26 protein-coding genes and 1 riboswitch are annotated in these 25,874 nt (G+C 65.9%); of the genes, 17 read left to right on the top strand and 9 right to left on the bottom strand.

Going from position 1 to position 25,874, the window contains the following annotated elements:
- Positions 1–66: 66 nt before the first annotated feature.
- The 3 genes from HMPREF3151_RS08290 (at position 67) to HMPREF3151_RS08280 (ending at position 4,102) form a co-directional block, all read left to right on the top strand.
- Positions 67–1,050: an ABC transporter permease gene (locus HMPREF3151_RS08290; protein ID WP_070475067.1), complete on the top strand. Its 984-nt coding sequence runs from the start codon at positions 67–69 to the stop codon at positions 1,048–1,050.
- Positions 1,051–1,136: 86 nt separating this feature from the next.
- On the top strand, positions 1,137–2,138 hold the full coding sequence (locus HMPREF3151_RS08285; RefSeq protein WP_371335966.1) for an ABC transporter permease: 1,002 nt from the start codon (positions 1,137–1,139) through the stop codon (positions 2,136–2,138).
- Positions 2,135–4,102 (top strand): dipeptide ABC transporter ATP-binding protein, encoded by a 1,968-nt coding sequence (locus HMPREF3151_RS08280; protein ID WP_070475066.1) that lies wholly within the window; start codon positions 2,135–2,137, stop codon positions 4,100–4,102. The genes HMPREF3151_RS08285 and HMPREF3151_RS08280 overlap by 4 nt, the downstream gene beginning before the upstream one ends.
- On the opposite strand, the gene HMPREF3151_RS08275 is transcribed toward HMPREF3151_RS08280, so the two are convergent.
- The 5 genes from HMPREF3151_RS08275 to HMPREF3151_RS08255 all read right to left on the bottom strand — a co-directional run bounded on the left by HMPREF3151_RS08275 (position 4,089) and on the right by HMPREF3151_RS08255 (position 7,755).
- The gene (locus HMPREF3151_RS08275) at positions 4,089–4,556 is read right to left on the bottom strand and encodes a nucleoside/nucleotide kinase family protein (RefSeq protein WP_070475065.1); all 468 of its coding nucleotides are present in this window, start codon (positions 4,554–4,556) and stop codon (positions 4,089–4,091) included. The two genes, HMPREF3151_RS08280 and HMPREF3151_RS08275, sit on opposite strands and share 14 nt — an antisense overlap.
- Positions 4,553–5,314, bottom strand: a complete 762-nt coding sequence (locus tag HMPREF3151_RS08270) for an energy-coupling factor transporter transmembrane component T family protein (protein ID WP_070475064.1) — start codon at positions 5,312–5,314, stop codon at positions 4,553–4,555. The genes HMPREF3151_RS08275 and HMPREF3151_RS08270 overlap by 4 nt, the downstream gene beginning before the upstream one ends.
- On the bottom strand, positions 5,311–6,642 hold the full coding sequence (locus tag HMPREF3151_RS08265; RefSeq protein WP_070475063.1) for an ABC transporter ATP-binding protein: 1,332 nt from the start codon (positions 6,640–6,642) through the stop codon (positions 5,311–5,313). Before HMPREF3151_RS08265 ends, HMPREF3151_RS08270 begins: the two co-directional genes overlap by 4 nt.
- A complete protein-coding gene (locus HMPREF3151_RS08260; protein WP_070475062.1) occupies positions 6,643–7,260 on the bottom strand; it encodes an ECF transporter S component in 618 nt (205 codons plus the stop codon).
- A riboswitch (TPP riboswitch) is annotated at positions 7,257–7,373 on the bottom strand. (Overlaps the previous gene by 4 nt.)
- A 22-nt stretch (positions 7,374–7,395) precedes the next feature.
- A complete protein-coding gene (locus tag HMPREF3151_RS08255) occupies positions 7,396–7,755 on the bottom strand; it encodes a DUF2218 domain-containing protein (RefSeq protein WP_070475061.1) in 360 nt (119 codons plus the stop codon).
- A 113-nt stretch (positions 7,756–7,868) separates the two neighbouring features.
- Between HMPREF3151_RS08255 and HMPREF3151_RS08250 the strand changes: the two genes are divergently transcribed.
- The 5 genes from HMPREF3151_RS08250 (at position 7,869) to HMPREF3151_RS08230 (ending at position 13,423) form a co-directional block, all read left to right on the top strand.
- Positions 7,869–8,777, top strand: a complete 909-nt coding sequence (locus HMPREF3151_RS08250) for a DUF808 domain-containing protein (RefSeq protein WP_070475060.1) — start codon at positions 7,869–7,871, stop codon at positions 8,775–8,777.
- A gap of 21 nt (positions 8,778–8,798) precedes the next feature.
- A complete protein-coding gene (locus HMPREF3151_RS08245; protein WP_070475059.1) occupies positions 8,799–9,851 on the top strand; it encodes a hypothetical protein in 1,053 nt (350 codons plus the stop codon).
- 53 nt (positions 9,852–9,904) lie between these two features.
- Positions 9,905–10,324 (top strand): cupin domain-containing protein, encoded by a 420-nt coding sequence (locus HMPREF3151_RS08240; protein WP_070475058.1) that lies wholly within the window; start codon positions 9,905–9,907, stop codon positions 10,322–10,324.
- 153 nt (positions 10,325–10,477) lie between these two features.
- Complete coding sequence (locus HMPREF3151_RS08235; RefSeq protein WP_070475057.1) at positions 10,478–11,929, top strand: DUF4185 domain-containing protein; 1,452 nt, start codon at positions 10,478–10,480, stop codon at positions 11,927–11,929.
- Between the two features lie 42 nt (positions 11,930–11,971).
- Positions 11,972–13,423 (top strand): DHA2 family efflux MFS transporter permease subunit, encoded by a 1,452-nt coding sequence (locus HMPREF3151_RS08230; RefSeq protein ID WP_246815240.1) that lies wholly within the window; start codon positions 11,972–11,974, stop codon positions 13,421–13,423.
- On the opposite strand, the gene HMPREF3151_RS08225 is transcribed toward HMPREF3151_RS08230, so the two are convergent.
- A complete protein-coding gene (locus HMPREF3151_RS08225; protein ID WP_070475055.1) occupies positions 13,420–13,932 on the bottom strand; it encodes a pyridoxamine 5'-phosphate oxidase family protein in 513 nt (170 codons plus the stop codon). The genes HMPREF3151_RS08230 and HMPREF3151_RS08225 overlap by 4 nt on opposite strands.
- Before the next feature lie 82 nt (positions 13,933–14,014).
- Here HMPREF3151_RS08225 and HMPREF3151_RS08220 point away from each other — a divergent pair, with 82 nt between their 5' ends.
- Positions 14,015–14,743 (top strand): spermidine synthase, encoded by a 729-nt coding sequence (locus tag HMPREF3151_RS08220; RefSeq protein WP_070475054.1) that lies wholly within the window; start codon positions 14,015–14,017, stop codon positions 14,741–14,743.
- Between the two features lie 3 nt (positions 14,744–14,746).
- Here the strand turns inward: HMPREF3151_RS08220 and HMPREF3151_RS08215 are convergent, their stop codons facing one another.
- Positions 14,747–15,238, bottom strand: coding sequence for a 2'-5' RNA ligase family protein (locus tag HMPREF3151_RS08215; protein ID WP_070475053.1), 492 nt, complete (start codon positions 15,236–15,238; stop codon positions 14,747–14,749).
- A 10-nt stretch (positions 15,239–15,248) separates the two neighbouring features.
- The gene (locus tag HMPREF3151_RS08210) at positions 15,249–17,534 is read right to left on the bottom strand and encodes an ATP-dependent DNA ligase (RefSeq protein WP_070475052.1); all 2,286 of its coding nucleotides are present in this window, start codon (positions 17,532–17,534) and stop codon (positions 15,249–15,251) included.
- Between the two features lie 35 nt (positions 17,535–17,569).
- On the opposite strand from HMPREF3151_RS08210, the gene HMPREF3151_RS08205 reads away from it, so the two are divergent.
- The 4 genes from HMPREF3151_RS08205 to HMPREF3151_RS08190 all read left to right on the top strand — a co-directional run bounded on the left by HMPREF3151_RS08205 (position 17,570) and on the right by HMPREF3151_RS08190 (position 21,638).
- Positions 17,570–18,430, top strand: a complete 861-nt coding sequence (locus tag HMPREF3151_RS08205) for a non-homologous end joining protein Ku (RefSeq protein ID WP_070475117.1) — start codon at positions 17,570–17,572, stop codon at positions 18,428–18,430.
- A gap of 115 nt (positions 18,431–18,545) precedes the next feature.
- Complete coding sequence (locus tag HMPREF3151_RS08200; RefSeq protein WP_070475051.1) at positions 18,546–19,793, top strand: ABC transporter substrate-binding protein; 1,248 nt, start codon at positions 18,546–18,548, stop codon at positions 19,791–19,793.
- Between the two features lie 3 nt (positions 19,794–19,796).
- Positions 19,797–20,882, top strand: coding sequence for a FecCD family ABC transporter permease (locus HMPREF3151_RS08195; RefSeq protein WP_070475050.1), 1,086 nt, complete (start codon positions 19,797–19,799; stop codon positions 20,880–20,882).
- Between the two features lie 3 nt (positions 20,883–20,885).
- Positions 20,886–21,638 (top strand): ABC transporter ATP-binding protein, encoded by a 753-nt coding sequence (locus HMPREF3151_RS08190; RefSeq protein WP_070475049.1) that lies wholly within the window; start codon positions 20,886–20,888, stop codon positions 21,636–21,638.
- Positions 21,639–21,658: 20 nt separating this feature from the next.
- On the opposite strand, the gene HMPREF3151_RS08185 is transcribed toward HMPREF3151_RS08190, so the two are convergent.
- Complete coding sequence (locus HMPREF3151_RS08185; protein ID WP_070475048.1) at positions 21,659–22,432, bottom strand: MerR family transcriptional regulator; 774 nt, start codon at positions 22,430–22,432, stop codon at positions 21,659–21,661.
- Positions 22,433–22,480: 48 nt separating this feature from the next.
- Here HMPREF3151_RS08185 and HMPREF3151_RS08180 point away from each other — a divergent pair, with 48 nt between their 5' ends.
- The 4 genes from HMPREF3151_RS08180 to HMPREF3151_RS08165 all read left to right on the top strand — a co-directional run bounded on the left by HMPREF3151_RS08180 (position 22,481) and on the right by HMPREF3151_RS08165 (position 25,833).
- Positions 22,481–22,978, top strand: a complete 498-nt coding sequence (locus HMPREF3151_RS08180) for a DUF1707 SHOCT-like domain-containing protein (RefSeq protein ID WP_070475047.1) — start codon at positions 22,481–22,483, stop codon at positions 22,976–22,978.
- A gap of 37 nt (positions 22,979–23,015) precedes the next feature.
- Positions 23,016–23,636 carry a hypothetical protein gene (locus tag HMPREF3151_RS08175; protein ID WP_070475046.1) on the top strand — a complete coding sequence of 207 codons (621 nt, stop codon included), beginning with the start codon at positions 23,016–23,018 and terminating at the stop codon, positions 23,634–23,636.
- 108 nt (positions 23,637–23,744) lie between these two features.
- Positions 23,745–25,265 carry an HNH endonuclease signature motif containing protein gene (locus HMPREF3151_RS08170; RefSeq protein ID WP_070475045.1) on the top strand — a complete coding sequence of 507 codons (1,521 nt, stop codon included), beginning with the start codon at positions 23,745–23,747 and terminating at the stop codon, positions 25,263–25,265.
- A 25-nt stretch (positions 25,266–25,290) separates the two neighbouring features.
- A complete protein-coding gene (locus HMPREF3151_RS08165) occupies positions 25,291–25,833 on the top strand; it encodes a DUF488 domain-containing protein (RefSeq protein ID WP_070475044.1) in 543 nt (180 codons plus the stop codon).
- Positions 25,834–25,874: the final 41 nt, after the last annotated feature.

Below are 25,874 nucleotides of genomic sequence, written 5' to 3'. Positions count from 1 at the left end.
GGGCTTCCGCACTTGCATCGCCGAAAACCTCCTGCACACCCGCTGACACCGGAACCGAGAGCGCACATGTTTCGATACCTGCTCAGGAAGACACTGAGTTGGGGCCTGATCGTTTTCTTGGCCACCAACCTGACCTACTTCCTCGCTAGCTTTTTCCTCGACCCGCGAGCCAATTACTTCGGCCGCCGCCCACCTTTGCCCGAAGACCAGATCGACGCCCTGCTCGAGCCGTTGAACTTGAGCCCGAACACCCCGCTCATCGAACGCTGGTGGACCTGGCTCACCGGCATTCTCACGAGCTGGGACTGGGGCAAGTCCCCGCTCGGAGACTCGGTCAACGAGCAGGTCTCCTACCGCATCTGGGTCTCCGCCCAGCTGACGCTGTTTGCCACCCTTTTGTCCATCCTTCTCGGCGTGGCCCTCGGCGTGTACACAGCTTCGCGCCAGTACAAGCGCGCCGACCGCATGTGGCAGGGCATCTCGATTATCACCATGAACATCCACGTGGTTGTGGCGTCGATCGCCGTGGTCTGGTTCGGCCTCAAAGTCAACGAGTGGACCGGCAAGCGCGTCTTCTACGTCACCGGTGCTTCCAGCCCGGGTGTCGAGGGATTCGGCGCGAAGATGGTGGACTACGCGCAGCACCTCGTGCTGCCTACCCTGTCGCTTTTGATCATCTCGTACGCCGGCTACCACTTCATGCAGCGCACACTGCTGCTGGACAACCTGAACGCGGACTACGTGCGCACCGCCCGCGCGAAGGGGTTGACCAAGTCGAAGGCGGTGCGTCGTCACGCGCTGCGCACCTCGCTGATCCCGGTGGCCACCTCCGTGGCGTTCTCCGTGCCCGGCATCTTCACCGGCGCCGTGATGACGGAGCGCATCTTCGCCTGGCAAGGCATGGGCCAGTACTTCATCCAGACAATTGCGCGTAACGACGTCCACGGGGTCGTCGTCGTGGCCGCGTTCGGCGCCGCCATGACGGCTGTCTCCGCCATCCTGGCGGACCTCATCGTCGTTGCCCTCGACCCGCGCGTGCGCGTGAGCTAAGGAGCACTGAAATGGCACCGAACACCTCCCGCGGCGTATCCCGCAAACTGAAAGACCCCCGCGCACACAGCTCCACCAGCCTGGGCATGCACGCGAACATGCCGCTGAACGACCTCACCGCCATCTCCGAGACTGGCCGCCAGGCCGACGGCGTGATGAGCGAGGAGCGCGACACTCCCCCGCCCATCCCGAAGCAAGGCAACAGCGTCGACGACCAGCAGACGATGCGGGCGACGAGGAAGTCGAAGATCTACTTCCGCCGCTTCATGCGTAACAAGGCCGCGGTTGTGGGCCTGATTATCTTCTTCCTGCTGGTCTTGCTCGCTATTTTTGGCAAGTTCCTCACCCCGTGGAACTACCAGGATCCGGACTTTTTGAACCTGTCGGTGCCGCCGTCATCAGAGCACTGGTTCGGCACGACGGACTCCGGCAACGACCTGTTCGCCCAAGTGGTCCACGGCCTGGGCCGCTCGCTGACGATTGCGGTTCCGGCCTCGATTGCCACCACCATCATCTCGGCGATCGTCGGCGCGGGCGCAGCACTCTACGGCGGCAGTGTGGAAAAGGTCGTTTTGGCCGTCATCCACTTCCTGCTGGCCGTGCCGACCTTCCTCATCATCGCCCTGCTGGTCTCCGGCTCGGGCGGCGACTGGAAGGTGCTCACCGTCGTGCTCATCGCGTTCGGCTGGATGTACTCGGCGCGTGTGATCTGGTCGCTTTCGCTGTCCATCCGCGAAAACGACTACGTGCGCGCGGCGAAGTTCATGGGTGTCTCCCGTCCGCAGACGATCGTGCGCCACGTCATCCCGAATGTCGCCTCGCTGCTGATCATCCAGCTGATGCTGGGCATCGTCTCCACCATCATGTCGGAGACTGCGCTGTCCTTCCTCGGCCTGGGCGTGAAGCTTCCCGACGTGTCCCTGGGCACCCTGCTGCAAACCGGCACGTCGACGCTGATCACCGCCCCGTGGCAGTTCTACTTCCCGGCGCTGATCCTGACCCTGCTCACCGTGTCCATGGCGTTTATCGCAGACGGCCTGCGTGACGCGCTCGACCCGAACTCGAACTCCGGAGGTTCCGCAGCATGACAACCAGCATCCACAACCCCGGCGGCGCCGGCTTCGGCGGCGCGGCTCCGGCGCCTACCGGCGACCCGGTGCTTTCGGTGCGCGACCTCCACGTCTCCTTCCCCTCGGAGGCGGGCGTGGTCCGGGCGGTGCGCGGCGTCGACTTCGACCTCTACCCTGGCCGCACTCTCGGCATCGTGGGTGAGTCCGGCTCCGGCAAGTCCGTCACCTCGCTTGCGGTGATGGGGCTGCTCCCTGAGTACGCGAACGTCACCGGCTCCGTGAAGTTCGCCGGCGACGAGCTGCTGGGCAAGTCCGATAACGCAATGTCTAAGATCCGCGGCAACGGCATCGGCATGATCTTCCAGGACCCGCTGTCCGCGCTGACGCCGGTCTACGACATCGGCACCCAGCTGGTGGAGGCGATCCAGGCGCACAACACCATCTCCAAGTCCAAGGCGATGGACCGCGCCGCGGAACTGCTCGATCTGGTGGGCATTCCGGAGCCGAAGAAGCGCCTGCGCTCCTTCCCGCACGAGTTCTCCGGCGGCATGCGCCAGCGTGTGGTCATCGCGATTGCTATCGCGAACAACCCGAAGGTGCTCATCGCCGACGAGCCGACCACCGCGCTGGACGTGACCATCCAGGCGCAGATCCTCGAAGTGATTAAGAAGGCGCAGCGCGAAACCGGCGCCGCCTGCATCATGATCACCCACGACATGGGTGTTGTCGCCGGCACGGCGGACGACGTGCTGGTGATGTACGGCGGCCGCCCCGTCGAGCGCGCCGAGGTGCACGAACTCTTCAGCAACCCGAAGATGCCGTACTCGGTTGGCCTGTTGGGCTCCACCCCGCGCGTGGACCAGCCGTCCACCGAGCCGCTGACGTACATCGATGGCAACCCGCCAATGCTTATCGACGTCGCGGACCGCTGCCAGTTCGCCCCCCGCTGCCCCATCGCAGTCGACGAGTGCCTGGCCAAGGAGCCGGCGCTGATCCCGGACAAGGGCGAAGACGACGAGCACCTGGTCGCCTGCATCCGTCGCGAGGAGATCGTGGATGGCAAGATCGGCGGCAAGCCGCTCTTCCCCGCCCCGAAACTGCCGGAGAACAAGTACGCGGGCATCCCGCGCGAGGACCGCGAGATCACGCTCGAGGTGGAGAACCTGCACCGCGAGTTCCCGCTGACCAAGGGCGCGCTGGTCAAGCGCCGCATCGGCACGGTCCACGCGGTCAAGAACATCTCCTTCGACGTGCGCGCCGGCGAGTGCATGGCGATTGTGGGCGAGTCGGGCTCCGGCAAGACCACCACACTGCTGGAGATTATGAACCTCGAGCCGGAACCAGATTCGCGCATTGTCATCTGCGGCCAGGACGCGGCGAAGATGAATACCGCGCAGCGCCGCGAGGCCCGCAAGAACATCCAGATGGTCTTCCAGGACCCGATGAGCTCGCTCAACCCGCGCATGACGGTCAAGGAGATCATCCAGGAACCGCTGGACGCGCTCGGCTACGAGGGCGACAAGGACGCCCGCATCTCGGAGCTGATGCGCACCGTGGGCCTGGACGCGAAGCAGTTGGACCGTTTCCCCGGCCACTTCTCCGGCGGCCAGCGCCAGCGCATTGGCCTCGCACGCGCTCTTGCGACGAACCCGTCGGTGATCGTGCTGGATGAGCCGGTTTCCGCCCTCGACGTGTCCATCCAGGCAGGCGTGATCAACCTGCTTGATTCCCTGAAGCGCAAGCTCGGCCTGTCCTACCTGTTCGTCGCCCACGACCTGTCGGTGGTGCGCCACCTGTCGGACCGCGTGGCGGTGATGTACAAGGGCGATTTTGTGGAGTTCGGCGAGACGGACGACGTCTTCGACAGCCCGCAGCACCCCTACACCAAGGCGTTGCTGTCGGCGATCCCGATCCCGGATCCGGACGCGGAGCGTGCGCGCGTGCGCACGGTGTACACACCGGAGGAGGTCACCCCCTCCTAACCTCCACGTCCACGGGGAGTGCGGGCAGGCGTTTTTCTTGCTCGGCCCACATGTCCCACCAGGGCGCGTAGCCCGGGTCCCGCTGCAGGGCCCGGGCTTTTCGTATCTCTTCCGGCGCGACAACCCGCAGCGTGTCGACGTCCCCGCGCGCTTTCGCCTTGCGTATCGACGCCTCCGTGACCGCGCCCACCCCCTCCACCACAAGGTCCGCTCCGGGCACGAGCGGCACCCACTCCGCGCGCCGGTTGCGATGCCAGTCCCACCGCCAGAACCCGGGTGCCACCGGGTCGAGGACGTCGTCGGCGACCATGCGGGCGCCCTCTGCAAGCCCGCCCCAGCCGGGGTAAAAATCGTCCAGGTGGACCACCTGGATGCCAAGTACTGAGCCGATGTGGTTGGCGAGGGTGGTTTTGCCGGAGCCCGAGAGGCCGTCGATAAGCAGGGTGTACGTCATCGCACCGCCCACACCGGGCGCAGGTAGCCGGTCGCCCACGCGAGCGCGAGCGCGGCGAGGGCGACGGCAAGGCAGACGGCCATGACCGCCCAGTCGCGGGAGTGCAGCTTGGATTCGCGCGCCCAGGAGCGTGTGCGGGGGCCGCCGAAGCCGCGGGCTTCCATGGCGGTGGCGAGCTTGCCGGCGCGGCGCAGCGACATCACGAGCAGGCCGAAGGACAGGGAGAACCAGTACTTGATCTTGCCCTGGTCGGCGATGCCGCGGGCGCGGCGGGAGCGGCGCATGGCGTCGAGGTCGTCGCGAAGCAGGGTGAGCATGCGCAGTGCCGCAACGGTGCCGATGACGAAGCGCTCCGGCAGGTGCAGCACTTGGGCGAGCCCGTCGCCTAAGTCGGTGGGGTCCACGTCCGCGGACAGCAGCACCACCGGCAGCGCGATCGCGAGCACGCGCAGGATCACCGCCCACGCCAACGAAACCGACAGCTCGGAGACGTGCACCAGCCCCCATTCGAGGTAGGTCGCCCCGCCCGCCTGGCCGTAGAGCGCCATGGGGATGCCCGCCAGCGGCGCGATGAGCAGGATCGGCAACGCGCGCTTGAAAAAGCGGCCGTAGCCCAGCCCGCACACAGGCACCATGAGCAGCGTGAACGCGAGCACGAAGGTGGCGGAGACCCAGTCGATGGTGAACATCAGCGGCGTGGTCAAAAGCACCAGGCCAAGGATGCGGGTGACGGGGTTGATGTCTCGCAGCAGGTTCATCGGCCGCCTCCGGCGATGATCTCTACGATGTGGTCGCCCAGGGAGGCGATGAACGCCTCGTCGTGCGTGATGGAGATGACGGTCACGCCCTGCTCCGTCAGCTCGCGGATCAGGCCGACGAGCTCAACGAAGGTGCGGTCGTCCTGACCGAACGTGGGCTCGTCCAGGATGAGCAACTGCGGAGCGTTGACCAGCGCGGTGGCCACGGACAGGCGCCGCTTCTCACCGCCGGAGAGCGTGAACGGGTTGGCGTCCACGAGGTGCTCCAGACGCAGGCGGTGCAGCAGGTCGTCGATGCGCTCCTGCGGCGCGCCGGACAGCGCCATCTCCTCGCGCACAGTCGCGGTGACGAACTGGTGCTCCGGCTCCTGGAACACGTAGCCAATGCGGCTGGCCAGATCCTTCGACGACCACTCGATGGACGGCTTCGTCAGCCCCTGCCGGATGGTCTCCGAGTACTCGACCTCGCCATTCTCGGGCGGGGTCAGGCCCGCCAGCACCTGCACCAGCGTGGTCTTGCCGGAGCCGTTCTCGCCGGTGATCACGGTGGAGTACCCCTCCGGCGCGTGCATCGTGCGCGGCGGCCCGAAGCGCGTGAGCACCCCCTGCGTTGCGACGGCCGAAGGCTCCCCCGCTGGCACTTTTCTCGCCGGCGGCAGCTCAGGCGCGCCCGGCAGCTCGTCGGCGCTGATGCGTGAAAGCCCCGTCTGATCCAGGCGGTAGTACGTCTCCACCACGTGCGCCCAGTGCTTCGGGCGGTGCTCCACCACGATCAAAGTGGCGCCGGTGAGCTGGCAGACGCGGTCTACCGCGGCGATGACCTCGTCGCGACCGCGCGGGTCCAGGTTGGCGGTGGGCTCGTCCAGGATGAGGATGTCCGCGCCCATCGCGATCACGCCCGCCAGCGCCAGACGTTGCTTCTGCCCGCCGGACAGGTGTGCGGTGCGGTGGTCCAGGGCGACGTCGAGGCCCACGGCGTCGAGCGCGCGCTCAACCCGCGCCCAGATTTTCTCGCGGGGCACCCCGAGGTTCTCGGCGCCGAAGGCGACGTCGTCGCCCACCCGCGACAGGATGGTCTGCGCCTCCGGGTCCTGCAGCACCATGCCGACAGTCCCGTCCACGTTCAGGGTGCCGGTGCGGCTGCCGTCCTCGGAGTCGTCGATAAGCTTGGCAATGACCGCAAGCAGCGTGGACTTCCCCGAGCCCGAATCGCCAGTAATAAGCACCCTCTCGCCGCGCGCGACGTCGAGGTCGACGTTGGAAAACGCGGGTTGCGGACGCGTCGCGTGCTGGTAGGAAAGCCCCCGCGCCGAGATGGCCAGCGACATTTACGCGGCTGTGTTGAAGCGCTCGCGGCCGGCGCCGAAGCGGTCCAGCGCGCCGGTCTGCGCCAGCGCCTTGACCAGGTAGTACGCCAGCACGCCGGCGAGGACCGCGCCGGAGATGATCAAGCAGGTCAGGTAGATCAAATTGAACTGCAGGCTCATGGCCAGGTTGGCGGAGGTAAACAGCTCCAGGATGAACGCGCCGATGCCCGCGCCGATGCCGGCCAGCGCCGCCACGGACAGGTTGAAGCGGCGGTAGGCGAACACAAGGAACACAAGCTCCGCGCCCAGGCCCTGCGCAAGCCCCGAGTACAGCGTCTCCGGGCCCCACTGGCTGCCCAGCACCGCGGAGACGGAGGCGGCGACGACCTCGACGAACAGTGCGGCGCCCGGCTTGCGGATGATCAGGCCACCCAGCACGCCTCCGATGAGCCAGATGCCCACGGCAAGGCCGCCCAGGCCCGGAGTGAGGGTGTCCAGCGCCTTGAAGCCGGCGTAGCCGATACTGTTCCACACCCAGAACAGCAGGCCGCAGGCCACGCCCAGGACGGCGGCGGTGACGATGTCTACAACGCGCCAGGAGTTCTTCTTCGGCGCTGCAGAGTTTGCGGGCACAGTCATGTGCGAATCTTCCTTCCTATCGCCGGCATTACCCGGATCAGGTGCAACGGTTCACCGAATCGTTTCGGTATCTCAGCCGCCGCTGTGTCGCGGCAGCACCCGTGTGGGGCATTCAGTTGTCGAAATGATGCTACATCATCGATTCGGCGCTTCCGGCTCGGAGACCGCGAAGCTTTGCCCCGGTCCGTCACCGCGCTGCCACTGCACGGCGAGCCCGTCCCGGGCACCGAAGCGCACGAGGTGCGTGCCTACTACACGTTCGACGCGCTCGACCGCGTCGGCGGTGCCGTCGATACGCATGTGCAGCTCCCCCTCTACCGCAGCGAGGCTGCACCGAGTGCTCTCCCCTGCTCCGTCTTGCGCGCGGAAGACAATCGCGCCTTCGCGTGCGGTGTCGTCCCACGACGCCTCAACTTTCCTGCTGAAGTGGGAAGCGAGCTGTTTGGCGTAGCGCTCGGGACGGGCTGTTTTCACGATGGCCTGGGATGTCTGCATGACACCACCCTAACAGAGGTTAGGCAATCCTTACCCCACCCCGCAAGGCCGGTTACACCTGTTTCCGTATACTGGCCGAGTTACTTTCCCCACCTCCCGAGGAGAACCCCCACATGGCCGGTGGCCTACTCGCCCTGCTCGACGACGTCGCCCTGATCGCCCGCCAAGCCGCCGCAAGCATCGACGACGTCGCCGGCATGACCGCAAAGACTTCTTCGAAGGCCGCCGGCGTTGTCATCGACGATGCCGCGGTGACCCCGCAGTACCTCGAAGGCGTGACGCCGGCACGCGAGCTGCCGATGATCTGGCGCATCACCAAGGGCTCGCTGCGCAACAAACTGGTCTTCATCCTGCCGGTCGCACTGCTGCTCAACGCGTTTGCGCCGTGGGCGCTGACCCCGATCCTCATGCTCGGCGGCACCTACCTCGCGTTCGAGGGCGCGGAGAAGATTGCGCACAAGCTGTCGTCCGACGCCGACGCGGAAGCCGAGCAGGCCGCCAACAAGTCCGACCAGGACGAAGACGCCCTGGTCAAAAGCGCGATCCGCACGGACCTGATTCTGTCCACGGAGATCATGTTCATCTCCCTCGACGAGGTCAAGGACCAGCCCGTGTGGATGGAAGCCGCCGTGTTGGTCGCGGTAGCCATCTTCATCACCATCGCGGTCTACGGCGCCGTTGCGCTGCTGGTCAAGATCGACGACATCGGCCACGGCATGATCAAGCGCGGCAACGCCGAAAAGACTGGCCGTGCGCTGGTCAAGAGCATGCCGTACGTGCTCAACGCGATCGGCATCATCGGCACCGTGGCGATGCTGTGGGTGGGCGGCCACCTGCTCATCCGCGGTTTCGACGCGGTCTTCGGCTGGCACTGGCCGCACGACGTCATCGCGATGGGCCAGGAGGCCGTCGGCGGCGGCGCGCTGGGCTGGCTGGTGGACACCAGCGTTTCCCTGGTGGCCGGCCTGGTTGTCGGATTCATTGTGCTGGGCGCGGTGAAGCTGGTGAAGAAGGTGCGTTAGCGCCTGCCTACAATTCCCTCCATGGCAGCCAAGCAGTATTCCCTCGCCCCGTCGACGTGGGGTGCCGGCGTGGAAGTCCCGGTGGACCACGTCTCGCAGGCCGCCCTCTTCTCCGACTTCGCGGGCCGCAGAGGCACCACGTACGTCGATGTGGTGTTGGAGGCGAACCCGCTGAACCGCTCGTGGCGCGTGCGCCGCCGCAGCGGCGGCGAACTGCCTGGGCCGGTGCTGGGCGAGGTCGCGCCCGAGTGGCGCTCATACTTTGACGAGCTGGAGCGCGTCCACTCGTCGTTTCTGCAGCCCGCCACGGTGGCCGCGGTCAGCCTCAACAAAGACACGGGGCGTTTCGACGTCCACGTGGTCCTGCCGCAGCCGCAGCTCGCGGTGCCACGCAACAACGCGCCCGAACAGGCCGCGGTGCTGCTGCCGGGCGACATGCTGGTCATCGACACATCCGTCGGCGAGTTCTCCGCCACCGAGCTCGAAGCCCGCTCCCCCGGACAGTGGTTCGTGGGGCTTGTGCCTATCGACGGCACGCCGCTTGCCACCCTCGACGGCCGCGTCCTCGGCGCCATCGCTGGCCCTGACGGCGAGGCTGTGCTCGAGTGGTTGGCAGGCTTCCCCAACGGCGGACTATGGGCACGCGCGGTGGTCTTAGACGGCATGGCCGCGCTCGACGCCGCCGGCCCAGACGAGGGCACCGAGCAGATCCCCGCATTGAATGCCGCGCCGCAGCGCCGTCCGGAGCCGTGGCAGCTCATCGAGTTTCCCGGCGGCGGCTGGGCCGTCACCGTGGAGCGCGACTTCGCCACCGACCCGGGCGATACGGTCAAGCCGAAGCACACCGCCCGCTACGTCTCCCTCGGCGGCGGCGCGCGCCCCGAGGAGCTCGCAGCCCCCACGGAGATGTTCGGCCGCGTGGACGAACCCGCCGAACCCGCAGCCCCGAAGCGACCGGAGCCAACCGCCGTGGCCGCGCAAAACACCCGCGACGGATACCTCACTGAGGTGGAGAAAGTCCAGCTCAGGAGGAAAAATCGGAAGCGGCGGCGGGGCGGACGCCACCGTCGATAAGCAAATGCCCCTAGGCTGAGGTGTGGACCACTTCCAACAACCGAGGAGGCACGATGGCTGACAAGGGCCCGAACCCGCATGTAGTGGACATTGAGAAGGCGACGCTGGACAACGAGGCGTTCCGCGACACCCTGTGGACCGGCAAGAACCTGCAGCTGACCGTGATGACCATCCCGGTCGGCGGCGAAATCGGCGCCGAGATCCACGACGACCACGACCAGTTCCTCCGCCTCGAAGAAGGCGAGCTGCGCGCGCAGATCGGCCCATCCGAGGACGACCTAGAAATCGACGAAGTGATCAAGGCTGACTGGGCCGCATTCGTGCCGGCCGGCAAGTGGCACAACTTTGTCAACGAATCCGACGCGCCGGCAAAGCTGTACTCCATCTACGCCCCGCCGGAGCACGCCCCCGGCACCCGCCACGAGACGAAGGCGGACGCGGATAACGACCCGCAGGAAACCGACGCGGTCTAGAACCGACTATCAGCGCAGCTGCGCAGGTGAAAGCCCGGAAACGACAGGCTCGTTTCCGGGCTTTTCCGAACGCCGACTGAGGTGCGTTTCAGGTGCTAGAGTGCTCTCTGGTTCTGAAATGTCTAACCAACATCTGTAGAAAAGGCGAGCCTCATGCGCACCCAGACAAAACCGACGATCCTTCTCAGCGCTGGTGTGGCTAGTGCCCTTGCACTGTCCACAGTGGCCGTCCCCCAGGCCCAGGCGGAGTCGAGCCTGTCCAGCCTGTCTTCCTCCTCCGGCACCCCAGCGAAAAAGAAGCGCGAGAAAAAGCCCTGGGTGCCCGTGGAGCCGCCGAAGAAGACCGCGTCGAAGCCGCTGCGCCTTCCCAACGGCACCACCATCCAGATCATGGACGACGTGCTGGGCAAATACTCTGCCCACACCGGGTTCCGCACCGGCGACCTGGGCGCGATGGCGCCGATGGGCAACGGCGAGTTCGCCATGATCTTCGGCGATTCTTTCCGCGGCAACTTCGGCCAAGGGTGGATGAGCCCGGTCGGCGTGGTGGCCACCATGGACGAGGACGGCTTTATCAAGATCCTCCGCCCCATCGACAACGCCTCCGAGGTCAGCGACATGATCTCGTACCACCGCGTCAACGACAGCACCTTGATCCCCTCCGACGTGATCAACGTGGACGGCACGCTGTACCTGCACGGCACCTTCCACGCCCCCTTCGGCAACGTGGTCTCCTCCAACGTGTGGAAGTCCGACAACGGCGGCTCAACCTGGGAGGAGATCAGCTCCACCCGCGGCAACCACATGGGCGGCATGACACAGCTGATCAGCTGGGACCAGGGCCCCGACGGCTACATCTACGCCACCACCACCAAGTTCGGCCGCGAGTCGCCGGTGTACCTGTGGCGCTTTACACCGGAAGACATTGACAGCCCGGGCAATTGGGAGGCCTACAGCGCCCAGATTGACGATTGGACCGACCAGGCCGAGCCGATTCTGGAGTCGGGCGTGAAGGCCGGCGAAATGTGCCTGCGCTACATCGACGGCCACTGGGTCCTGGTCATGTTCAACGAGGACAACCACGACGTCGAAGTGCGCATCTCCGAGACGTTGGAGCGCGACTGGGACGATGTGCGCGCAGTCAAGATCGCGCGCAACGGGTCCTGGGACAACAAGCAGACTCCGCTGAACTGGTCACAGCCCTACGGCGGCTACATCGTGCCGGGCTCGCACCTGGACGACATGGACATTGTGGTCTCCCAGTGGAACACGTCCGACAACAGCCGCTACACCGCCACCCAGTTCAACGTGAAGGGGCTGGACAAAGTCTACGGCATTGACGCGGACGAGGTGCGCGAGGAGCCGGAGGTCACGGAGGTCAAGCAGGAGTCCGTGGGCACCCCGGACATGGAAGCCGAAGACAACCTGGTCAACGACAAGCCGGAGCTATTCATGTCCTCCGAGGACAACGACGCACTGAACACTCTGCGCACCGTCGGCATCATCCTTGGTGTGCTCGCGGGCATCGGCGTCATCGGGGCGGTGACGCTGCCGATGTACAGGGACATGCTGCCTGAGCCGATCCAGCAGATGCTGCCGATCTAGGCCTTCCGGTAGGTCCCAGTAAAGCCCAGTATCATCTCCCCGATGCAGGAAACCTCTACTCGCTCACCGTGGCCGGCCCTGTGGTCGATGATGTTGGGCTTTTTCATGATCCTGGTGGATTCCACCATCGTTTCGGTGGCGATCCCCGCGATCTCGGAAGGCCTGGACGCCTCCTACAACGAGGTCATCTGGGTCAACTCCGCGTACCTTTTGGCGTACGCGGTGCCGCTGCTGATTACCGGCCGCCTCGGCGACCGCTTCGGCCCCCGCACCATTTACCTGATCGGCCTGGCGCTGTTCACCGCGTCGTCGCTGGCGTGCGGGTTAGCGTCGTCGACGGCCGCGCTGATCGCGGCCCGCGCGTTCCAGGGGCTGGGTGGTGCGATGGTCACCCCGCAGACGATGTCGGTGATGATCCGCACGTTCTCCCCGAAGGAGCGCGGCGGCGCGATGGGCGTGTGGGGCGCTACTGCGGGTCTCGCCACCGTGACCGGTCCGTTGTTGGGCGGTGTGCTTGTCGACGCCTCCGGTTGGCCCTGGATCTTTTTCGTCAACGTCCCTGTCGGTGTGCTCGGCCTGGTGCTGGCGTGGATCTACGTCCCGCGGCTGGAGAAGACGAACCGGCACTTCGACTGGGTAGGCGTTGCATTGAGCACGGTGAGCATGTTCTGCCTGGTCTTCGGCATACAAGAGGCGGAGAACTTCAACTGGGACTGGCGCGTGTGGGCGCTGGTGCTCGCAGGCGCGACGACGATGGCGCTGTTTTTCCGCTGGCAGTCGCGGCAGGGCGGCAGCGCGCTAGTGCCGCTGGCACTATTCAATGACCGTAACTTCTCCCTGGCCGGTGCCACCATCTCCACCGTCGGATTCGCTGTTTCCACCTACATCATCCCGTGGATGATCTACGTGCAGACGGTGCAGGGCTTTACCCCGACCCAGGCGGCGCTGCTGGTGCTGCCGTCGGGTGTGGTCTCCGGACTGCTGTCGCCCTGGATTGGCAAACTCACCAACACGCACGACCCGAAGCCCTTCGCGATCACCGGCCTGTCCCTGGCGGCGGTGTCCATGGGGGTCTCCGCGCTGATCACCACCCCGGCGGTGGATCCCCGCTGGATGTACGCGGTCGCCGTAGTCTACGGCGTGGCCAACTCGTTGATATGGGGGCCGCTTTCCATGATCGCCACCCGCAATCTGGACCCGCGCCTCGCCGGCGCCGGCTCCAGCGTGTACAACACCACCCGCCAGATCGGTGCGGTGATCGGCTCGGCGGCGATCGCGGCGATGATGTCCTCGCAACTGGCCGCAACGCTTGGCGACGGGGCGGGCGCCGGTGATTTCGCCGCCGCAGGTCAAACGTCTGGCCCGCTCCCGGAGGCGCTGCGCGAGCCGTTCGCGCTGGCGATGGGCAACTCGATCTGGCTGCCGTGCGCAGTCATCGCCGTCGGCGCTGTCGCCGCGTGCTTCTTCGCACGGACGAAATCCTGGAATGATTAGTTATCCATGATGCGGGCGCGCTCCCAGTAGCCGACCTCGTCGCGCCGGTAGATCACCCTGTCGGTTTTGAGCCGGTCTTCCCACAAGTAGAAGAACTCGAAGTGTTCCGGCGACACGCACCACAGGTTGAACCGCTCCCCGTCCACCTTGCGGTGAGCGGTGCCTTTCACGCGCACGGAGCGCCTCAGCGGCTGCCACCAGAAGGTGAGCGCGGCCGCCCAGGTGTTCTCCAGCTGCTGGACCTTGGCCGTGTTCTTGCCGGTGCCGAAGTGGAATCCGTCTGCATCCAGGTGGAGCATGTCCATGATGCGGGCGTCTGGGAGCCCGTTTTCGTCCACGGTCGCAACTGACGTCGCGCTGACGTCGCGCATTCCCGCGTCCACGGCCTCCACGAACCATTCCGCGAACAGCTCGTTGGGGTCGCTCGGCAAGGACGTCAGGTCAGGGGCAGCAATGGGTTCCTGGGTTGTTTCCAGTTCCCCGATGTAGTCCCGTGACAGATAAACCATGTTGCGATCGTACCAACCCCGCCTACCCCCGGGCGCTCGAAACGGGTGCGATACCGACCACACAACAGGTATGCATACTCCCATGCCCAACAATCGCCGCAAGCCACGCGCCCCAAAGAGGCGCATCGCGGGCACCTACCCCATCGACACCGGCACGGCCGCCATTGTCGCGGACCCGGACCGGGACGGTGCATACGTGCTGGAAGTCAACCAGGTGCCATCGTCGTACGTCGTGCCCGGCGCGCCGGAGGTGCTGGGCTACGACTACATGGCATGGATCGCGGACTTCATCGAGGCCGCGGACTTGCCGGAGCCGTTTGCCGCGGTGCACCTGGGTGCGGCTGGCTGCGCGTTGCCCAGCTACGTGCAGCACCGGTGGGACAGCCGCAACATCGCCGTCGAGCTGGACCGCGGGCTGGCGCGCCTAGTGCGCGAGGTGTTCGATCCGCCCGTGGAGATCGCGGTGGCGGAAGCCCGCGCGTTCACCCACGCGCTCGCGCCGGGCTCGGTGGACGTGATCGTGCGCGACGTCTTCGCCGGCCCCGACACTCCCCGCCCGCTGACCACGGTGGAGTTCTACCGGGCCGCACACCGCGCGCTCACGCCGGGCGGGTTGTTCGTGGCCAACGTCGGCGATGTGGCGGGCCTGCCGCACACCCGCGCCACCCTTGCCGGGCTGCAGCTGGTCTTCGCCCACACTGCGGTCACTTTTTCGGGCCGCGGTTACGGCAACGTCGTCGTCGCCGCGTCCGACGCGCCGCTCTCAGGCACACAATTGCCTATCGACGGCGCTGCGCCCGTCCACGATTAACCCCTAAAACTCGAATTCAGTGCCCAAACTGGGCTGGTAGAACACCGCCCGCTGCGCGGTGAGCTCCTTGAAGTGCGGGGAGGTGACCTCCTGCAGCGCGGCGATATAGTCCGGCACGGTGCGTTTGGGCAGGCGTAGCCCCATGGTCAGGTGCGGGATCCAGCGCTCGCCGCGGCCATCCGGGTTCGCGGCGCTGACAGCTCGGGCTGCGCTCTCGAGCTCCTCCGGCGCCTCGAGCAGCCAGGCCACGGTCTGCTTGGACTTGGTGCCGAAGATGGCGAGCCCGGAACGTCGTAAAGCTGCAGGCAACACAGGCGGCAAAAGGTCGCTTGCCGCAGCGATGGCGTGGCGGTGCATGGCGGGCGCGAAGGTGACGGAGATGTGCGGGCGCTGGTGTTGCTGGGGAAAGCCGCGGTCGGCGAGCTCGGCGTAGATGGCGCGGACGGCCTGCTCCTGCGCCTCGGGCAGGCGCAGCAAAATGTTCTCGGGCGACACCTTCTCCTCCTCACACTTCCCAGCGGACCTGGCCGGGGTCCTTGTCCTCGCGCCAACCCCTCCATGATGCCTGGCGCATTTTCCTGTCCGCGGTCGCGCCCGCGAGCTGCACCTCGGCGACGAACTTCGGGGTCACCCACCAGGCATCCTTCGCGTCGGAGACGGGGATGTCGATAGGCGGGGTTGTGCGCTCGACGCGACGCAGCTTGCGGCCGATCTCGGTGAGCTGGGCGTTGGAAAAGCCGGTGCCCACGCGTCCCGCGTAGCGCAGCTCGCCGGTATCGTCCGGCACCGCAACCAGCAGCGAGGCGATGCCGCGCTTGCCGGTGCGCACGCCCACGACCACCACTTCCTGGTGCAGGGCGCGCTTGACCTTCAGCCATGCGCGGGAGCGCTCCCCCGGCGCGTAGGCGGAATCGGTGCGCTTGGCCACCACGCCCTCCAGTCCTAGCTCCTCGGCGGCGCGCCACGCAGTGTCGAAGGAGCCCGTGTACGCGGGCGGGATGACCACGTGCTCGGTCTCGGTGAGTTGCTCGAGCAGCTCGCGGCGGGTGCGCCAGGGCTCATGGGTGAGGTCGCGCCCGCCCAGGCGCAGCAGGTCGAAGACCATGTACTGCAAGTTTGCGTTCGTGCCGTGTTGGTCGGCGCGGTGCAAGGCGGAAAAGTCTGGCCTGCCGCCTTCGTCGAGGGCGACGAGTTCACCGTCGACGCGGCCGCCGTCGACAAGCAATTGCGCGAGCTCGTCCGTGTGCGGGAACAGGTGCGTGTAGTCCTTGCCACTGCGGCTGCGGAGGCGGACCGTGTCGCCGACGTCGGCGAGGATGCGGTAGCCGTCCCACTTCATCTCGTAGGTGAACTCGGCGCCGTCTTGTTGTTCGAGGGTGATGTCGCCGCGGGTGGCCGCGGTGGGCAGCATCGGCGCCAGCGGTGTTGCACTGGGCGCGGCGCTGGGTTGGCTGCGTGTGAGCTTGAGCAGCCAATTCTTCTCGTCGGTGCGGATCAGCGCGAAGCGGCGCGGGATGCCGCCCAAGCCGCCGCCGTCGCGGCCGTGGAGGATGGCGATGACTTCGTTGTCGCGCCACTTTTCAATCTCGCAGGTGCCGATGTCCCAGATTTTCACCGTGCCCGCGCCGTACTGGCCCTTCGGGATGGTGCCCTCGAACTCGGTGTACTCGACCGGGTGGTCCTCGGTCTGCACTGCGAGGCGGTTGACGTCCGTGTCCAGCGGCGGGCCCTTCGGCACCGCCCAGGAAACAAGCACCCCGTCGTGCTCCAGGCGGAAATCCCAGTGCAGGTGGGAGGCGTCGTGCTCGCCGATGACGAAGATCGGTTCGCCGTCGCGCGGTTGGGGCGCCGCGTCGGGCACGGGTTCGCCGGTCTTGTCCTTGTCGCGCATGGAGCGGTAGGTGGCCAGCCGGTCCTCCCCCGCTGCTCCAAGGTCGGCGATCGGGTCGAGGCCGTCCTCCACCCGCGCGATGACCTCGTCGAGCTCCAGCTGCCGCAACGCCGGGTCCGCGATCTCCTCCCACGTGCGCGGCGCCGCCACGGTGGGGCGCTCCCGGCCACGCAGCGAGTACGGGCTGATGGTGGTCTTCTTCCCGTTGTTTTGGCTCCAATCAATGAACACGCGCCCCGTGCGCTCCGCCTTCGCCATGACGGCGGTGATGCGGTCCAGGTGTGCGCGCTGCAGGTGCTGCGCGAGGGTTTTGGCCACCTCGGTCACTGCCTCTGCGTCGCTGGTGCCGTCCAGCCCCGCGTACAGGTGGATGCCCTTGGACCCGGAGGTCACCGGCACGCAGGTCAGCCCCATGTCCTCGAGGATCCCGCGGCACATCAGCGCCACCTCGGCAGTGTCGTGTAGTTCGACGCCGGGGCCCGGGTCCAGGTCCAACACCAGCCGGTCCGGGTTTTGCGGTTTGCCGTCCGCGCCGAAGCGCCACTGCGGGGTGTGCAGCTCGAGTGCCGCGACTTGGGAAAGCCACGCGAGGGTGGCGGAGCCGTCGATAAGCGGATACGCGTTGACGCTCGTGGTGTGCTGGATGGTGCCGGTGGGCACCCACGCGGGCGCGGAATCCTCGAGGTCCTTGCGGAAGAAGCTTTGCTTATCGACGCCTTCGGGCCACCTCTTCCTGGTCACCGGACGCCACCTGACCTGCGGGACGAGCACGTCGGCGACCGCCTGGTAGTAGCGCATGACATCGGCCTTTGTCGTGCCGGTGACCGGGTAGAGCACCTTGTCCAGGTTGCTCACGGTGAGCTCGCGGCCGCCGACGCGGACCTTCTGGTCATTGCCCATGACCCCACTGTAGAGGCGTGCGTAGAGTGAAGCGCATGCGCGCAGTTTGGACCGGTTCCGTCACATTCGGCCTTGTCAACGTCCCCGTCAAGGCGTACGGGGCAACCGAGGACCACGATTTGTCATTCCACCAAGTCCACGACAAAGACGGCGGGCGCATCCGCTACGAGCGGCGCTGCGAGGTCTGCGGCGAGAAGGTGGAGTACAAACACATCGACAAAGCGTTTGAGGAAGACGGCGACACCGTCGTGATCACCGACGAGGACTTCGACTCCCTGCCCGAAGCCGACAACGACGAGATCGAAGTCGTGCAGTTTGTGCCCGCGGACCAGATCGACCCGTTGATGCTGGAGAAGTCCTACTACCTGGCGCCCGAGGGCAAGACGCCGAAGTCGTACCTACTGCTGCGGCAGACCTTGCTGGATTCGGAGCTGATCGCCGTGGTGCGATTCGCCCTGCGGCAAAAGACCAGGTTGGGCGTGCTTCGGGTGGTGAACAAGGTCATCGTGCTGCAGGGGCTGATGTGGGCCGACGAGGTACGCGAGCTCGACTTCGACGACGAATTCAAAGGCACGAAATCCCGGGCGAAGATCGGCGAGAAGGAGCTGAAGCTGTCCAAGCAGCTGGTGGAGTCCTACGCCTCCGACTTCACGCCCGAAGCGTTCGAGGACGACTACCAGGCGGAGCTGCGCAAACTCATCGACGCGAAGTTCGAGGAGGGCGAGACCCTGGACACCGAGGCCACGTTCGGCGCTGATGACTCGGATGGCTCGGGTGACGACAAGGACAACGTGGTGGACCTCATGGCCGCGCTGAAGGCGTCGCTAAATAAGCGCGACGGCGGCGGGAAATCTGGTTCCGGGAAGAAGTCCGCGAAGAAGGGCAAGAGCGCTTAGGTCCGCGCCCCCGCCTCCCCCCGCAACAGTTGACATTCAGCTTAGGCTTACCTTAGTGTCGCCATAGTTCCTGCAACTTAGCTTAGGCTAACATCACCTAACGAAGGGAAACGTGGTGAAACGTTCACACCGGATCGGCACCCTCGCCGTCTCACTCGCCACCGTCTGCGGGCTGGTCGCCTGCACCGGCGCCGAGACGGCCTCCACTGCCGGCAATGAAACCAGCGATATCAGCACCGCAGTCAGCACAGAAGCAAGCGGCGCCGCTGCCACGACTCAGACCCGATCCGCTGAGGGCGCGGTCACCGTCACCGACGCCGCCGGCCGCACGCTCCAGTTCGACGAACTGCCGGAGCGCATCGTGCTGGCGGAGGGCCGCGCGGCGTACGCCACTGCCCTGCTGCAGGACAATCCGCTGGACAATGTTGTCGCCTATGGCCAGGATTTGGAAAAGGCGGCCGGGGCGTTCCGCGAGAAGCTCTTCGAGATGCAGCCAGAGGCGAAGGACATGCCGGAGATCGGCATGATCCACAAGGGCGACGTCACCGTTGAGAACCTGCTGGCGCAGAAGCCGGACGTGGTGATCATGACGCTGGACCAGAAGAAGTCCGTGGAAGAAAGCGGCTTCATCTCCGATTTGGACGCGGCGGGCATCACCTACGCGTTCATCGATTTCCGTCAGAAGCCGCTGGAAAACACCACGGTGTCCATGCAGCTGCTGGGCGACCTGCTCGGCCAGAGCGAGCGTGCGCAGAAGTACAACGAGTTCTACCAGGCCAAGGTCAAGGAGATCACTGACCGGGCGGCAAAGATCGCTGACAAGCCGGATGTGCTGCTGTGGACGGCCGCGGGGTTCAGCGATTGCTGCGCCGTCGCCGGGGATGTGCACCTGGGCACGCTGATCACCGCAGCTGGCGGGCACAACTTGGGCCCCGAGGTGCTCGGCCCGGAGACGAAGACACTCACCCCGGAGAAGCTGGTCGAGCTTAATCCCGACAAGCTCATCGTCACCGGCGGCGAGTGGGCGCGCGACCCGAACAAGGCGGGAACCTTCCGCCACGTCGAGCTGGGCTACCAGTCCAACCCCGACCTCGTGCTCGAAACGTGCGAGGGCCCGCTGCAGCAGCCGGGCATGGAGCTTCTCGACGCACCAAAGGAAGGCAACTACTTCGCCATCTACCACCAGTTCTACGACAACCCGTTCAACGTGTTCGCCCTCGAAGCGTTTGCGAAGTGGCTGCACCCGGAGGAGTTCTCGGACCTGGACCCGGCACAGGACTTCAAGGACTTCCACAAGGAGTGGCTGCCGTTCGAGTACAGCGGCGTGTTCTTCGTCGACCCCGCACACCCGGAGGCGATGTAGGGCATGACCACGCGTGTGCCCGCGAAACCCGACGTGGCCGAGGACGCCCGTCGGACCGCGATCGACAGTTACCTCAAGCGCGGGCGGAAGAAGTCCTTCGCCATTGCCGGCCTGCTGGCCGCGGTAGTGGTGAGCTTCGTGTTCGCCGTTGTGGTCGGCCCGATCGACATCGCCGTGGCCGACGTGTTTAACGCGGTGATCCACCCGGAGCGGGTGGACGAGCAGACCCTGGTGGTGATTCGCACGCTGCGCCTGCCGGCCGCGGTGATGGCGGTGCTGTGCGGTGCCGCGCTGGGTCTTGCGGGCGGGCAGATGCAGACGATTTTGGACAACCCGCTGGCGGAGCCGTTCACCCTCGGTATCTCGGCCGCAGCGGCGTTCGGCGCCGCGCTGTCCATCGTGATGGGCTGGTCGCTGGTGGCCAACCCGCAGTTCAACCTCGCCGCCACCGCTGCGCTGGCGGCGCTGATCGCCGTGGCGATTGTGGCGGGCGCTTCAGTGTGGCGCGGCGCCACGGCCGAGTCGATGATCTTGCTTGGCATCGCACTGTCCTTCTTCTTCCAGGCCTTGCTGTCGCTGCTGCAGTACGGCGCCAACGTCGAGGCGCTACAGCAGATCGTCTTCTGGACTATGGGGTCGATGCAGCGCGCAAACTGGACAGCGAACATCATCCTCGCGGTCGTCCTCGCCGCGGCGATCCCGTTCTGCGTGGCCAATGCGTGGCGCCTGACCGCGCTGCGGCTTGGAGACGACCGCGCCGCCGCCCTCGGCATCGACGTCAAACGCCTGCGCCTTGCCACCCTGCTCATCGCATCGTTTTTGGCGGCCGCGTCTGTGGCGTTCACCGGCATCATCGGGTTCATCGGGCTCGTCGGGCCTCACGTGGCACGCATGCTCGTGGGCGAGGACCAGAAGTTTTTCCTCCCCGCCGCGGCCGCCGCGGGCGCGATGCTGCTGAGCTTGGCGTACGCGGTCTCGCTGTCTATCATCCCCGGCCTGGCCATCCCGATCGGCATCATCACCTCGCTGGTCGGCGTGCCGTTTTTCGTGTTCCTCGTCTTCACCCGTGCCCGCCGGAAGGGGGCGTAAACCATGACCGTTAGCGCGCAGAACCTCTCCGTTTCCTACGGACGGTCCACCATCGTGCACTCGTTGTCGTTCGGCCCGCTCGAGGGCGGGACGGTCGTCGGCCTGATCGGCCCCAATGCCGCCGGCAAGTCGACGCTGGTCAAAGCCATCGCCGGGATCAAGACGCCGACGGCGGGGTCGGTGACCATCAGTAAGGACGGCGCGGAGCTCACCGGCAGGGACCGCGTGGAGGCGATCGGCTACGTGCCGCAGGACCTGTTGAGCAGCGCCACGCTGACCGCGTTCGAATCGGTCATGGTCTCCGCCCGCCGCCGCGGCGTCGACGGGTGGGACCCGCTGGAGCGCACCGCCGACGTCATGCACCGTTTGGGTATCACGCACCTGTCCGACCGGCTGGTCTCGGACATGTCGGGTGGTCAGCGCCAGCTCGTCGCCGTTGCGCAGATGCTGGTGCGCGAGCCGAGCGTCATGCTTCTCGACGAACCCACGTCCGCCCTCGACCTACGCCACCAAGTCGAGCTGCTCCAGCTCATCTGCGACGAAGTCCGTGGGACCGACCGGGTGGCGCTGGTGGCCATCCACGACCTGAACCTCGCCGCTCGCTACTGCGACGAACTGCTCGTGCTCAAGGCCGGCCGCCTCGTCGGCCAAGACACACCCCATGCGGTGCTCACTCCCGACCTGCTCGAAGACGTGTACGGCTTCCGCGCCCGCGTCCTAGACGACGCCGGTGTGCCCGTGGTCTGCCCCGTGTAGGGAGCACAAGTGGGGCGTGGCTAGCCCCACTGCGGGTTGTCCACGTCCACGCCCTCGGCCGCGGCGTGGGCGGTGACCAGCTCCAGCAGGTAGTCCTGTGCGCCGTTGTAGGCCTCGTGGAAGCGGGGGTCGCCCACGTACATGCGCGCGAGGATGAGCTGGCGCGCCGGGGTCACGTCGTACCACTGGGCGATGCTGGCACGGTGGCGCTCCACCAGGGCCGCGGCTTCTTCGGAGCCGGGTTCCACGCCGGCGTCGCGGGCTTTGACCAGGTCCGCGGCGAGCGCGTCCTGTTCCTCCTGGAGGCGCTTGAAGTCGCCTTCGCCCATCTGCGCGAGCTTTTCCTGGGACTGCGCCCACTCCGGGGTGTCGCCCCAACGCTGTTCGGCTTCTTCCTGGTAGGCGGGCATATCTTCGCCGAGGTACTTCTTCATTGCGTCCATGTCGATGGTTCCTTTCGTTGCGTTATCGATGAGGTGCTGGACAGATGCGAGCTGGGCGTCGAGGGCGCGCCGTCGAGAAGCGAGTGCTTCCTGGTGGTGCTTGAGGGCGCGGGTGAGGGTGGCCCCGGAGGCGTCGAGAAGCTGCGCGATCTGCGCAAGCGGCACGCCGACGCCGCGGTAGAGCGCAATGGCCGCACCCCGCTCGAGGTCGGCCTCGCTGTAGACGCGGTGGTCGGCCCACGTACGCGCGGGTGCGATGAGGCCGAGCGCCTCCCAGTGGCGCAGCGCCTTGGTGGAAACCCCGAGGGCTTCCGCGGCCTCGCCGATCGTGTACTCGTTACCATCTGCCATGATTGCGATTGAACAGCTTGCCGCAGGGGCAAGCGCAAGTTGGGAGCGATGATGGACGAAATCCGCGTGGGCGATGCCGAGCGTTCGGACGCGCTGGATCGGCTGGGCACGCTGTTCGCGGACGGTTACCTCGATGTCGGCGAGTTCGAGGAACGCACAGGTCAGGCTGCGGTTGCGCGCACGCGCGGGGAGCTTTCGGTGCTTTTCGACGACCTCCCGGCCGAGCCCGCGAGATTGGAGAAGCGCGAGCCGTCTGAGGTTGAACTGGAAGAAAAGCTCGCCGCGAAGCGGAAGCTGGACACCGCGATCTACACCACGTTGATCGGCGGCCTGGCGGTATTTTTTGTGCTGCAGATCGGGTTCGACCTGGACTACGCCTGGGTGGTGTGGCCGGTGGTGGGTATTCTCGCGGTCGCTTGGTACGCCGTCTTTGACATCTCCGACGAGGAGGACGAGGTCCTCGAGGAGCTGTTGGAGAAGGAAAGGACCGATCGCGCCGAGCGGCTGAAGCTCGCTGTCGAGCGCCGCAAAGAGCTTGAGAAATAGCCGCGAGTTTCCTGTGCCCGGCGGTTAGAGTGGGTGCATGATGTTGCGACGCGCGGTGGCGCTGGGTGTGGTTGGTTCTGTCGGGCTGGTTTCGGGTTGCGCTGGGGGTGGCGAGCGCGAAACCGTGGTGGTCACGTCCACGCAGTGGGTGGATCCGGATTCGGGTGCGGTGGTGGAGTCTGCGGAGGCTGAGGAGGCTGAGGAGTCTGATGGGGAGGCTGCAGCTGAAGCTGAGGCGCCTGCTGATGCTACGGAAGACGCGCCAGTAGTTGTCGACTCGAACGGTGACCTGCTCGCCACCGGCAACGTGGAGGCGTGGTCGACCGAACAGGCCCGGAAAGGCCGCCCCGCTCCGAACAACGAAGACCCGGACAACGTGTATTACGTGCTGGTCTTCGACTCCCCTGTCAACATCACGGCAATTAAGGCGGGAAGCCAAGTGGCGCAGGAAAGCCCCTTCGCTCAACTCGGATCCGTGCAGCACTGGGATTTCGGAACCTCAGATCACACCAACGGCTGGGACGAATACGTAGGAAAGCGGGTGCAGCTGCGGGTTCCGCCTAACCAGTTCTCGTACTCGTCCGACGTGAGCCTGCCCTTTGGCAGCCAGCTCATGCTCAACGACAACGCCGAAGTGGGCATTGAAGTGCTAAATTAATCCCCCTTTCGAACGGCTGTTCTATTTTCGAATGACCGTGTCGGGCGCGTTGTTAGATTGAGTTCATCACTTTCAAACAACCGCACTCCCGGCAGGAAGGAGGGGGCCATGACCAGCGAGATCACCCGGTGCGTCGACGAGATTTCTTCAGCGCTGCGCACGCTCAGCACGCTGTTCGAGGACCCCTCCGCCCTCGTATTTGAGGACGTCCGGCACGACATGGAGCGCTTGGAGGAGCAGTTCAAAAAGAAGGCATCTATCGACGCAGCATTCGCCTTCATCGCCGACCGGGACGATGCCGGACGCACAGTCGGCGCCAACTACCCGAACGCGTACCTGCAGCAGTGCCTGGACCTTTCCAAGAGCGAGGCCTACAACCGTCTCGAGCGCGGCCGGTTGCTGTACGGCGCACCGCCGGAGCCCACCCCTCCCCCGCCCGAGGACGTGGAGGACCTGTTCGACATGGCCGGTGAGGACGCCGAGGCCGCTGCGGAGGCTGCCGCTGAAGAAGAACGCACCCGCCAGAAGAAGGCGCGCGAGAACTCGTCGAAGGTCAGCGCCGAGAAGCAGGACATTATCCGCCGCGAACTGGACAAGCTGCTCAAGGCCGCGTCCTGCGAGCACACCCGCATCCACGCCGAGGCAATGGAAGAGGCCCTGCACCGCAGCCCCGAAGACCTGCGCCTGTTCGTGCGCAAGGAGGTGAACGCGGCGAACCGGAAGCACGCGCCCCACTCCAACCCGAACGCCGGGTTTGAAAAGAGGAGTGCCACCTTTGGCCGTCGCAAGGCAGACGGCATGGTGGACATCCACATCAACGCCACCGCCAGCCACGCCGCACTGATGAAGGCGCACATGGACAAGGGGCTGGCGCCGAACTCGAACCTGCCGGAGGAACTGCAGGGCGAGGCGGATGCGCGCACACCGGAGCAACGCCGATTCGACCAGTTCTTCGCCATCTTCGAGCAGTACGAGGAAAAGTGCCAAAAGGCTAACGACGGGGCCGCGTCCGTCGTACTTGCAATGACTCTCGACGACCTCGCGGACGGCGACGCCGCGATGCTCTTCGACACCAACACCGGCATCGAAGTGGACTGCTTCGACCTCGTGCGCCAGGGCATGGACGGCACAACCGACTTCCTGCTGCAAGTCGACGGGGTCAGCTCCGTGCCGCTGTGGATGGGACGCACCAGCCGGCTGGCGTCAGTGGCCCAGCGCATCGCCATGTTTGCGGTGCAAGGGGTCTGCTTCTGGCTCGGGTGCACCGCGGCCATGTCGGAGTGCGAGGCCCACCACATCCTCGCCTGGATCAAAGGTGGAAACACCGACATCGAAAACCTCACCGGGCTATGTCGCGAGCACCACAGGTGCAACAACGACCACAGGGACGGCTCCTTTAACAAGGGGTACATGGATTTCGACCCGAATACAGGCAGGTCAGGGTTCCGACGGCGACCGAGTGACCCACTCAAATTCAACCAATCGGTCCCGGCGAAACATTCGGCGGTGAGCAGGATCTATGCCGCAAAGGGCAGGTGCGAGTGCGCCAAACACACTGGCCGCGACCCCGCGTTTTACCCGCCCGACCACCCACCGATGAAAGACACTTGGACACCGATGCGAGTGTGATTGCGTCGGGCGTAGCGTGGCCAGCATGCGCATTTACACCGTGGGCCACTCCAACCTCGACTTCGACGACTTCACCGCGATGCTTTCCGCCGCCGGGGTGAAGTCCATCGTTGACGTGCGCAAACTCCCCGGGTCCCGCAAGTACCCGTGGTTCAACGACGACCACCTCGCCGCGCACCTGCCCTCCCACGGCATCGCCTACAGCCACAGCGAGGGCCTCACCGGCCGCCGCAACGTCTCGCACACCGTCCCCTTCGAGGTCAACGGCAACTGGCGCAACCGCAGCTTCCACAACTACGCCGACCACGCCCTCGGAAACGAATTCGCCGACGCCCTCGCCGAACTGCGCGACCACGCCGCCGAAACCCCCACCGCCGTGATGTGCTCCGAGGCGGTGTGGTGGCGCTGCCACCGCCGCATCATCGCCGACCACCTCATCGCCCACGGGGATGAGGTGGGCCACATTATGAGGATGACGGCGGAGGGGGCGTCGATAAGCAATGCAACCTTGAACGATGGCGCCGTCATCGGCGACGACCTTCTTGTCCGCTACCCAGAATTCACCTGAAAGAAACCTCGACGCAAAACGACCTTTCTAAGGTTGCTCTC

This window comes from Corynebacterium sp. HMSC05H05 (assembly GCF_001807265.1).
In the GTDB taxonomy this organism is placed as follows: domain Bacteria; phylum Actinomycetota; class Actinomycetes; order Mycobacteriales; family Mycobacteriaceae; genus Corynebacterium.
This window is presented reverse-complemented; position numbering and strand designations above follow the sequence as displayed.